Consider the following 9,498-nt stretch of genomic DNA (forward strand, 5'->3'; position numbering starts at 1 on the left):
TTCAACTGTTTTTTGACGCTAGCATTGCCTGTGTTCGCGCGAGGTCATGCACACAGCTTTCGCGTCCATCCGATTTCTCGTTACTATTGCACTAAATAGAACGCATTTGCAAATGGAGAATGGTTGAACTCCATCACATAATGCGGGAAGTCGGACTGTCCGGCTCACGCCAAGCCTTCGGCCTTGAGCGCGGCACCCACGGCGGGACGCTGCGCGATCTTGCCGGCATAGGCGCTGAGCGAGGGGTAGGCGGCCATGTCGATACCGACGTAGGCTGGCCAACCCAGCATCACGAACAGGTAGATGTCGGCAACACTGAAAGCATTGCCAGCATAGTGGTCCCGCCCGGCCAATTCCTTATCGAGCGCGGCGAGGTGGTTCTTGACCGATTCCGCGGCCGCCGCCTTCGCTTCGTCGGAAGTGCCGGGGGCGAACAACGGCACGAATGCCTTGTGGAATTCGGAACCGAGGAAGCTGAGACGGCTCAGCAGTCGGTAACGATCGAGGCTGCCTTCGGCCGGCGCCAGGCCAGACGCGGGGTTCTGGTCGGCTATGTACAGCAGGATGGCGGGGTTCTCAGTCAGGGTCTCGCCGCTGTCCAGGGTGAGGGCCGGGACCTTGCCGGACGGGTTGACGGTGAGGAAATCCTCGCCCGCCTCGGTCTTGCGCACGGCCAGATCGACCTTGACGGCTTCGAAATCGGCACCGGTTTCGCGCAGGGCAATGTGCGGGGCGAGGGAACATGCGCCGGGGCTGATGAACAGTTTCATGGTATTTCTCCTCTAGATTTCTTTTCGACGCCAGACGATGTTCGGCAGTCAGATTGGGGTCGCCAGCAGCGTCGCGATTCTGTGGGTGTCATAGACGCACATTCGGCTCACCAGCTTGGCTACGCCGTCCTTGATTAGCAGACGGTCGACATATTTCCCGGCGTTGTAGATGCGGGTCTCACCGTCGTTGCGCGTCTGCAGCAAGGCATAGCTTGCTTCGGCCGACACGGTATCCCCGTCGATCCCGGTCAAGACCGCTCGCGAAATCAGGTGACGACTGAAATGCTCCGGGAAAACGTTGGCGCGGCGCAGCGCCACCACCCGATCGACGAGCATGCCCTTGCTGTCGCAATACATCACCGCGGCCGGCAGCCCGTTGTCGACATTTTCGCGGGCGATCACCTGGTAGAGGCAATCGTCGACGAAAAACTCGGGCCACTCCTCAAGCCGGTCGTCATCCAGACACAGTCCGTAAGCGGCGTTCAGGGAATCGACGAGACCCTGCAAAACAGGCTCGACCAAGCTCATGCCGATGCCTCGGCGCTGACGGCAAGAGCATCGCCCATCAGGCTCAGATAGCCTTTCCAGAAGCCGCGCACAGCGTTCTCGTCCATGCCCATCGGCGCGTAATAGCCCCGCACGTCGTCGCCGCCCATTTCGATGAAACTGTGCTTGCCTTCGGCCCCAATCGTCCCTTGCTGGCAAAGCTCGACCGCTTCGCCGTCTTCCATCGAGATCAGGCCGGAGGGGCCGACAAGGTTCAGGTTGCGCAGGCGGTGACGCGTGGTTTCCTCATCGTCGTCGGCATAGCCGAAATAGGTCCAGACCAATTCGGTCTTGTCGACGCCGTGAGTCACGATCTGGCGTGTCGCCAGGGTGTTCTGGATCTGCTGCAGCACGACCGAGGGAAACAGCGACTGGATGTGCAAGCCGACATCGTCCTCGATCTCGGGCCGGAACTGCAACAGGCTTTCGTCCTGCAATTTGGCAGCGCCTTGCATTTCGCGATTGGCTTCATCGCCGAACGAGCCGTAATCGATGTCGCCCTTGGGCTTGGAGACGGTAAAGACGTTGTGAAAACCCTGCTCGGCCAATTCTCCGGCGCTGTCCTGGCTTTGCCGGTAAATGCCGAAGGTCGGATAGAACAGGTGGAGCAAGGCGCCGTGGTAGCTGTCACGGCTGTTTTCGGAGTAGAGCTTCCAGTTGCCCGCCATATATTGCCGGGAATAACCGAGCACCCTGATCGGGCGGTGAAAAACGCGGTCGATGTACTTGCGCATCACCGGGCCGAGAAAATCTTCAAGCGGCTCGATCTCGGCTGAAAAGGTGCCGAACACCATGCCTTTGTAACTCTCCACCCGGAGCTTTTCGAGCGAGTGATTGGCTGGATCGAAATCCTTGTCGTACCCCCCTACTCCCTTGAGGCCGCGCCGGAACGGCACGCCAACCAGTGTGCCTTCCGAATCGTAGGCCCATTGATGGTAGACGCAGACAAACGCGCCGTCGGCCTGGTTGCCGCGCAGCGAGCGACACACCGTTGCGCCCTTGTGCGCGCACCGGTTGACCCAGGCATGGATCTTGCCTTCCTGCCCGCGCACGAGGACCACCGGCGTTTCACCGACATGGGTCGCGCGAAAATCTCCGGCGTTGGGAATCTCGGCCTCAAGCCCAAGGTAGCACCAGGTGCGACCCTTGAAGACACTGCGCTGCTCGGAGGCGAAAATCTGCGTATCGTGGTAAACCTTGTAGTCCACCGCCGTTGGGAGCGAGGGCGCCCCCACTGGTGCCATGGCATTCATTGTGCGTCTCCCGAAAAACCCTGGCCCGATGCAAGCTGGCCGCAGGTGCGCATCGCGCTGAGCATCATCGCCGCGTCCGCCTGTCCGGTGCCGACGATGTCATAGGCGGTGCCGTGCGCAACCGACATGTGCAGATAGGGCGGCCCCATCATGATCACACAGTTGCCCGAAAAGCCCCAGGTCTTGACCGCAATGTGCCCCTGATCGTGGAACATCGCGAGGACCATGTCGTAACGCCCCTCGATGCACTGCCGGAACACCGAATCGGGCGCAATCGGGCCTTCCACGGCAATGCCCGCTGCCCGCGCCCGCTCGACCCCGGGAGCAATCGCAAGCCGGTCTTCGTCGCCCGTGGCGTGCGGGTTGAGCCCCGCCACGGCGATCCGCGGACGGGCGATACCCCACGACCGCATGGCATCGTTGACCTGCCCGATCGCCTTGGCCACGAGATCGGCGGTTATCACGTCGATCACCTGGCGCAGCGACATGTGATCGGTGAGATGCGCGACCCGCAAGGGTCCGGTCAGCAAAACCAGATAGCTTTCGCCAGGGGTCGGACTGATGACCTTGTCAAGTTTTCCGGCCATCTTGAGCGAACCGGTGCTGATCGGTCCCATGATCGTCGCGGCAAAGGACCCGTCCCGGGCCAGCGCATCGAGTTCGTCCAGCCATTGCGCCGAGGCATGACCGGCCACTTCGGTATCCTCGCCCAGCGGCAAAACGCCGTCCGGCAAGGCGCCGGTGTCGATCACGTCGATCACCCGGACATCGTCGCTCGGCCGTTCGAACGAACGCATCCGGCGCACCCGGGCCTTGACCCCGGTCATGTCGAGCGCACGCTCCACCGCCGCTGCCGAGCCAAGCAGCACCGGAATCGACACCTCGTGTACCGAACCGTCCGCGAGGGCCTTGACCGTCACTTCGGGTCCGATTCCCGCAGGATCGCCGATCATGGTCCCGACAACGGGACGCCCTGCTGTTGCTGCCATGGGTGGGTCAGATGCTGTAGACATCGAGCATGGTCTGCGCGAGGTCGTTGATGATCACGGTCTTCTTGCGCTTGATCACATAACTCCTGCCGGCAGGCTCGAGATCATAGAAGGCCGATCCGCTGTAGACGGTTACCGCCCCATCGAGCACGGATGTCACCGTCCACGATGTGCGCGCCCGCACCAGGCCATCGCCTTCTTCCGTCGATAGCAGCGTGAACACGTGCGAAGTGCGCGGCCCGGGCGTGCTTGCCGAGGACCGCCCGGTGCGAATGCGGAAAACCCGATCCTCCAGGCCGCCGCGATTGTGATAATAGATCAGCGAGATTTCGCGCTGCGGATCGGCGGTCAGGCGCTCGCGGTCATCCCACGCCGGCGCCCAGTATTCCGCGTCTTCGGCATAGAGCGACAGCCATGTGTCCCAGTCCTTGTCGTCGAGCGCTACTGCCTCGCGGCCAAGAAAACGGTGAACGGCAAGCCATTGCGTATCGGCAGCCGTCATCGCGCCAACTCCAGGTCGCCCTTGGCAATAAGTTCTGCAGTCTCCTGGTCGATTGCGGTGTTCATCCGGCTGATCCATTCGTCGTGGATTGCGACATAAAGTCCCTCGTCGGCCACCGCCGGGCTGCTCATCACCGCATCCACGGCGAGACCCGCGCCGAATTGACCGGCGTCTTTCTCCCACCGGGTCGCACCGCGCGACATGTCGTTCATCCGGCCTTCGCCGGCACCAAACCCGGCCTGACAGTTGTTGAATTCGGTCAGATCGTCCGGCGTCGCCATGCCGCTGGCATTGAAGAAGTCCTCGTATTGCCGGATCCTCAGGGCCCGTGCCGAGGCGCTTTCACCCACCGGAGCGATGCAATAGGTCGTGACTTCGGTCTCGTCGACGGAGATCGGCTGGATGATCCTGATCTGGGTGCTGGTCTGATCCATCAGGAAGACGTTGGGGAACAGCTGAAGATTCCGGATGCGTTTGTTCATCCACAGCGCCTTTTCCTCGCCATGGGTTTCCTCGATCCAGTCGAGGGCCTCGAAATTCGGCCGATCCCGGAAATTGGCGTAGTCGGCCCAGAGCACTGAATGCCCGTTATGGAAGGAAAACGAGCCGCCGTCCTGCCGGTTGAAATTTGAAAAGTCGATCGCCTTGGTGTCGTTCTTGGAGGCCCCCTCGACCCGACGCATCACCGTCATGAAGTAATTGGCATGGACCGTTCCGACGTGATACCCGTCCAGACCGTTTTCCACTTGCATCTTCCAGTTGCCGCGATAGCGGTACCGGGTAGCGCCCGGCAGCACCTCCATTTCGCCTTGCTGAGACTGGTCGACCAACAGGTCGATGAACGCCTTCGAACCGGCCAGATATTCCTCGAGCGGCAAGACATCGGGAGACAGGCTTCCGAAGATAAAGCCGCGGTAAATTTCGAGACGGGCGATCCGGGGAAGTCCGAAATCGGCGCGGTTGAAACCAGGCGCATAACCCCCTGCACCTTCTTCCGTGACGTCAAGAAGGTCGCCTGCAGACGAGTAGGTCCAGCCGTGGAAGGGGCACATGAAATTCTTCTTGTTGCCGGCCTTTTCGCGGCAGACCTTGGCGCCGCGGTGGGCGCAGGCGTTGACCAATCCGCAGACAGTGCCCGTCCTGTCCCGAGTGATGATGACGGGCGTCCGTCCGATCTTGGTCGTCAGGAAATCGTGGGGCTTGGCGACCTGACTTTCATGCGCGAGAAAAATCCAGTTGCGCTCGAAAATATACTTCATCTCGATATCGAACAGCTCGGCATCGGTGAAGGCGGCGCGGTCGATCTGGAAGATTCCCCTAGCCTGGTCTTTCACGAGCCACGACTTCAGTCGCCGTTTGATCGCTTGCAAATCGGCAATCCGACCGACGCGCTTTTCTGCGGCTTCCATAACGCTCCACTCCCAAGATGCGAAAGCCGGATCGGTCGGCTGTCGCTGGATGACCGGGCACCTTGGCGGTGCTCCCAAACGCTGCCCCGCGCCGCCGCCCATCACGGGCGAGTCGCTGGTTTGACGTTCTGCTGCGCATTCCTACACCAACAAATTTCCCGGTGCAACGTATTGCACCATGGAGAATTATCGACTAAATAGGTCGAGTCGGTCGGGTAAACCCGACTACAACACAATTCGGTGATGACGGTCCCGCGCGACGCGGGCCGCGTCTTGGGAGAGAAGGCAAATGGTAGCAGTCACGGAACTCGGTTACCTCGGGTTGACCGTAACAAATCTCGATGCATGGCGCAGTTATGCTGCCGAAGTGGCCGGCATGGAGATTGTCGACGAGGGCGAAGGCGACCGCCTCTACCTGCGCATGGACCAGTGGCATCATCGCATCGTGTTGCATGCCTCCGACTCCGACGATCTTGCCTATCTGGGCTGGCGCGTTGCCGATCCGGTGGAATTCGACGCCATGGTGGCAAAGCTGACCGCCGCCGGAATCTCCTTGACGGTGGCAAGCGAGGCCGAAGCTCGGGAGCGGCGCGTGCTCGGTCTTGCCAAGCTGGCTGATCCGGGTGGGAACCCCACCGAAATTTTTTACGGGCCGCAAGTCGACACCCACAAGCCTTTCCATCCTGGGCGCCCCATGTACGGAAAGTTCGTGACCGGATCGGAAGGAATCGGGCATTGCATCCTGCGTCAGGACGATGTTCCCGCGGCGGCGGCGTTCTACGGACTGCTGGGGCTGCGCGGGTCGGTCGAGTATCACCTGCAGCTGCCCAACGGGATGGTGGCGCAGCCGTACTTCATGCACTGCAACGAGCGGCAGCATTCGGTCGCTTTCGGGCTTGGCCCGATGGAAAAGCGCATCAACCACCTGATGTTCGAATATACCGACCTCGACGATCTCGGCCTCGCGCACGACATTGTGCGGGCGCGCAAGATCGACGTCGCGCTCCAGCTCGGCAAGCATGCAAACGACCAGGCGCTGACCTTCTACTGCGCCAACCCGTCGGGCTGGCTGTGGGAGTTCGGCTGGGGTGCCCGCAAGGCCCCAAGCCAGCAGGAATACTACACCCGCGATATATTCGGTCACGGCAACGAAGCCGCGGGCTACGGAATGGATATTCCCCTCGGCTGATCATCCATTTGATCGCCGGTCCATAACCTAGATTGGAATTGCCAGACGCCATGTCGAACAAATTGCGCCTTTGCCAAGTAGCCTCCGTCAAGGACGGTGAACCGGTCGCGGTCTACCAGGAAAAAATGCCTGCGCTTGCAGTCTACAACGTCGATGGCGAAGTGTTCGTCACCGACAATCTTTGCACCCATGGCAATGCCATGCTGACCGATGGCTACCAGGACGGCACAATTATCGAGTGCCCGTTTCACGGTGGTTCGTTCGACATCGCCACCGGAGCTGCCAAGGCCTTTCCCTGCCAGATCCCCATCAAGACATACCCCGTCACGATCGAAGACGGCTGGGTGTGCATCGATCAACCGAAAGAGAGCGCCTGAATGCTCCTCGACACCCCTTCCCGCTATGAGCTGCAGCAGCTCACTTCCGAGCTCAACGCGCTCTACGCCGAACTCATTGACGATGATCGCTTGGAAGAGTGGCCCGAACTCTTTGTTTCGGACTGCGTTTATACCGTGATCTCGCGCGAGAACTTCGAGCGAAACATGGATTCAGCGGCGATCTATTGCGACAGCCGCGGAATGCTTGTGGATCGCATTGTTTCACTGCGCAAAGCCAATATCTTCCCGGTGCATGCCTACCGTCATATTCTCGGTCCGACCCGGATGGTTTCCACAACGGGAGCACTTGCAAAGACGCAAACCAATTATGCGGTCCTTATGACCCGTACTGACGGACACACAACAATCTACAATTCGGGCAAGTATATAGACGAGATCGACTTGTCGGGCGAGCGCCCCTTGTTTCGTTCGAAGATCGCCGTTTTCGATACCAACCTCATCGACACGATGATGGTTCGCCCGATTTAGTTCGCGACCAGGATTTTGATCATGACCGACACAGCTCTGCCAGACGAAAATACCTCGAGAACCGCAAACGGAACTGGTCGCCGGGTTCCCTACCGGGTTTTCACCGATCCGGAGTATCACGCGCGCGAGCAGGAAAAGATCTTCCAGGGCGAGGCCTGGTCCTTCGTCGCGCTCGAGGCAGAAGTGCCCGAGGCTGGCGATTTCAAATCAACCTTCATCGGAGAAACCCCGGTCATCGTCACCAGGGCCGCTGATGGCGCCGTTCATGTCGTGGTCAATCGCTGCGCTCATCGCGGGGCACTGGTATGCCGCGAACTGCGCGGCAATCGCCCCAATCTCGAATGTGTTTACCACCAATGGGCCTATGACCTCGCCGGCAATCTGATCGGGGTGCCGTTCCGCCGCGGTCTCAAGGGCCAGGGCGGAATGCCCGGCGATTTCGACATGAAACAGCATGGCCTCAAGCAGTTGCGCGTCGGGATCGTCGGCGGGCTTGTCTTCGCCAGCTTTTCTCAAAGCGTGGTGCCACTGAACGATTTCCTCGGCCCGCTGGTTGTCGAGCATATCAAACGGATCATGCACAAGCCGATCAAGGTTCTGGGCGATCAGCGGCAATATGTTCACGGCAACTGGAAGCTCTATGCCGAGAATACCCGCGATCCCTATCACGCCAGCCTTCTGCACCTGTTCCACAATACGTTCGGGCTCTACCGATCGACCCAGACCGGCAAGTCACTGATGGACAGCGAGAAGCGGCATTCGCTCCTTTATTCCATCGCCGCCAGCAACGACGATGCCGCCGACAAACAGGCCTATGGCGATTCCAGGACTTTCGATACCGAGTTCAAGCTTCAGGACATGTCGCTGCTCAAGGGCCGCCAGGAATTCGATGACGGCATTACCCTGGTTATCCTCGCGGTTTTCCCGAACCTGGTCCTCCAGCAGATTCAGAACACGCTCGCCGTGCGGCAAATCGTGCCAAAGGGACAGGAAGCGTTCGAGCTGGTCTGGACCCACTTCGGTTACGCCGACGACGATGCAGAAATGCAGGCAATCCGGCGCAAGCAGACCAACCTGATCGGTCCGGCCGGCCTGATCTCGATGGAAGACGGCGAAGCGGTGGAAATCGTCCAGAACGCCATTGTCGGCGAACAGCAGGCCACCTCGTTCATCGCGATGGGCGGTGGCCGCGCCGAGGATGCCGACCACCTTGTCACCGAAGGCGCCATTGTCGGCTTCTGGGACAGTTACGAGAAGCTCGTCGGCTTCGGGACCGCACGATGAGCCGCAAGATCGACTTCTATTTCGACTTCATCAGTCCCTTCAGTTACCTCGCGCAGCTGAAGCTCCCGGAAATAGCCCGCAAGGCCGGTTGCGAACTCCAATATTGGCCGATCGATATCCCCGAGGCGAAGATTGCGGCGGGGAACTACGGCCCGTCCAATCGCGAGGTGGTTCCGAAAATCAAGGTGATGATGGCGGACCTCAACCGGTGGGCCCACAAATATGACGCTCCCTTGCGTTTTCCGGCCAGCTTTGCCTGCAAGGACTGGAACTGCGCCACGCTCTACGCGCGCGAGCAGGGCAAAGCGGAAGCATACGTCGCTGCCGCTTACAATCTGATCTGGGGGCAGGGAATCGACCCAAGCGACCGCGAAGAACTGCGCGCCTGTGCAACAGAAGCTGGACTCGATCCAGAGGCGTTGACAGCCTTCGTGGACTCTTCACTTGGCCAGAATGAATATCGCAAGGCTCGCAGCCTAGCCTATCAGCGGGGAGTCTTCGGCGCGCCGTTAATGTTTGTCGACGATCAAATATTCTGGGGCAATGATCGTCTCGACTTTCTGCAGGAGTATCTATCTCAACAGAAGTAATTCTTAGAATAAAAAAATGCGGCGAGGGGAGAGGGAATGAAAGAACTTCAGATTAACTTGTTCGTAACTGCGGCTGCCGTCCTTGTGCAATCGCTTGTTC

The 9,498-nt window shown here is 59.9% G+C and carries 11 protein-coding genes; 5 read left to right on the forward strand and 6 right to left on the reverse strand.

Annotation, left to right across the window (positions count from 1 at the left end):
• Positions 1 to 164: 164 nt before the first annotated feature.
• The 6 genes from gstA to ACUCV3_RS23835 are packed head-to-tail and all read right to left on the reverse strand — an operon-like array spanning position 165 to position 5,469.
• Positions 165 to 770, reverse strand: a complete 606-nt coding sequence (gene gstA, locus ACUCV3_RS23810) for a glutathione transferase GstA (protein ID WP_188083141.1) — start codon at positions 768 to 770, stop codon at positions 165 to 167.
• A gap of 48 nt (positions 771 to 818) precedes the next feature.
• Complete coding sequence (locus ACUCV3_RS23815) at positions 819 to 1,298, reverse strand: aromatic-ring-hydroxylating dioxygenase subunit beta (RefSeq protein WP_130030101.1); 480 nt, start codon at positions 1,296 to 1,298, stop codon at positions 819 to 821.
• Positions 1,295 to 2,569, reverse strand: coding sequence for an aromatic ring-hydroxylating dioxygenase subunit alpha (locus ACUCV3_RS23820; protein ID WP_188083142.1), 1,275 nt, complete (start codon positions 2,567 to 2,569; stop codon positions 1,295 to 1,297). The genes ACUCV3_RS23815 and ACUCV3_RS23820 overlap by 4 nt, the downstream gene beginning before the upstream one ends.
• Positions 2,566 to 3,522 (reverse strand): PdxA family dehydrogenase, encoded by a 957-nt coding sequence (locus tag ACUCV3_RS23825; RefSeq protein WP_230588532.1) that lies wholly within the window; start codon positions 3,520 to 3,522, stop codon positions 2,566 to 2,568. The genes ACUCV3_RS23820 and ACUCV3_RS23825 overlap by 4 nt, the downstream gene beginning before the upstream one ends.
• Positions 3,523 to 3,565: 43 nt before the next feature.
• Positions 3,566 to 4,060, reverse strand: a complete 495-nt coding sequence (locus ACUCV3_RS23830) for an aromatic-ring-hydroxylating dioxygenase subunit beta (protein WP_025548174.1) — start codon at positions 4,058 to 4,060, stop codon at positions 3,566 to 3,568.
• Entirely contained in the window at positions 4,057 to 5,469 is a 1,413-nt protein-coding gene (locus tag ACUCV3_RS23835; RefSeq protein ID WP_188083143.1) for an SRPBCC family protein, read from the reverse strand. The genes ACUCV3_RS23830 and ACUCV3_RS23835 overlap by 4 nt, the downstream gene beginning before the upstream one ends.
• A 289-nt stretch (positions 5,470 to 5,758) precedes the next feature.
• On the opposite strand from ACUCV3_RS23835, the gene bphC reads away from it, so the two are divergent.
• From bphC to ACUCV3_RS23860, 5 genes are read left to right on the forward strand one after another with little or no spacing between them, the layout of a single operon-like run.
• Complete coding sequence (gene bphC / locus ACUCV3_RS23840; protein WP_037508711.1) at positions 5,759 to 6,658, forward strand: biphenyl-2,3-diol 1,2-dioxygenase; 900 nt, start codon at positions 5,759 to 5,761, stop codon at positions 6,656 to 6,658.
• 50 nt (positions 6,659 to 6,708) lie between these two features.
• Positions 6,709 to 7,035 (forward strand): non-heme iron oxygenase ferredoxin subunit, encoded by a 327-nt coding sequence (locus ACUCV3_RS23845; RefSeq protein WP_025548169.1) that lies wholly within the window; start codon positions 6,709 to 6,711, stop codon positions 7,033 to 7,035.
• Complete coding sequence (locus tag ACUCV3_RS23850) at positions 7,036 to 7,524, forward strand: aromatic-ring-hydroxylating dioxygenase subunit beta (RefSeq protein WP_025548168.1); 489 nt, start codon at positions 7,036 to 7,038, stop codon at positions 7,522 to 7,524.
• 21 nt (positions 7,525 to 7,545) lie between these two features.
• A complete protein-coding gene (locus tag ACUCV3_RS23855; protein ID WP_052076599.1) occupies positions 7,546 to 8,808 on the forward strand; it encodes an aromatic ring-hydroxylating dioxygenase subunit alpha in 1,263 nt (420 codons plus the stop codon).
• Complete coding sequence (locus tag ACUCV3_RS23860) at positions 8,805 to 9,398, forward strand: 2-hydroxychromene-2-carboxylate isomerase (RefSeq protein WP_037508713.1); 594 nt, start codon at positions 8,805 to 8,807, stop codon at positions 9,396 to 9,398. The genes ACUCV3_RS23855 and ACUCV3_RS23860 overlap by 4 nt, the downstream gene beginning before the upstream one ends.
• Positions 9,399 to 9,498: the final 100 nt, after the last annotated feature.

The sequence above is a fragment of the Sphingobium sp. VMM genome (assembly GCF_056790315.1).

Bases quoted from the DNA above. Each gene is read 5' to 3' on its own strand.
- gstA (WP_188083141.1), bottom strand. From the start codon at position 770: ATGAAACTGTTCATCAGCCCCGGCGCATGTTCCCTCGCCCCGCACATT.
- ACUCV3_RS23815 (WP_130030101.1), bottom strand. From the start codon at position 1,298: ATGAGCTTGGTCGAGCCTGTTTTGCAGGGTCTCGTCGATTCCCTGAAC.
- ACUCV3_RS23820 (WP_188083142.1), bottom strand. From the start codon at position 2,569: ATGAATGCCATGGCACCAGTGGGGGCGCCCTCGCTCCCAACGGCGGTG.
- ACUCV3_RS23825 (WP_230588532.1), bottom strand. From the start codon at position 3,522: ATGATCGGCGATCCTGCGGGAATCGGACCCGAAGTGACGGTCAAGGCC.
- ACUCV3_RS23830 (WP_025548174.1), bottom strand. From the start codon at position 4,060: ATGACGGCTGCCGATACGCAATGGCTTGCCGTTCACCGTTTTCTTGGC.
- ACUCV3_RS23835 (WP_188083143.1), bottom strand. From the start codon at position 5,469: ATGGAAGCCGCAGAAAAGCGCGTCGGTCGGATTGCCGATTTGCAAGCG.
- bphC (WP_037508711.1), top strand. From the start codon at position 5,759: ATGGTAGCAGTCACGGAACTCGGTTACCTCGGGTTGACCGTAACAAAT.
- ACUCV3_RS23845 (WP_025548169.1), top strand. From the start codon at position 6,709: ATGTCGAACAAATTGCGCCTTTGCCAAGTAGCCTCCGTCAAGGACGGT.
- ACUCV3_RS23850 (WP_025548168.1), top strand. From the start codon at position 7,036: ATGCTCCTCGACACCCCTTCCCGCTATGAGCTGCAGCAGCTCACTTCC.
- ACUCV3_RS23855 (WP_052076599.1), top strand. From the start codon at position 7,546: ATGACCGACACAGCTCTGCCAGACGAAAATACCTCGAGAACCGCAAAC.
- ACUCV3_RS23860 (WP_037508713.1), top strand. From the start codon at position 8,805: ATGAGCCGCAAGATCGACTTCTATTTCGACTTCATCAGTCCCTTCAGT.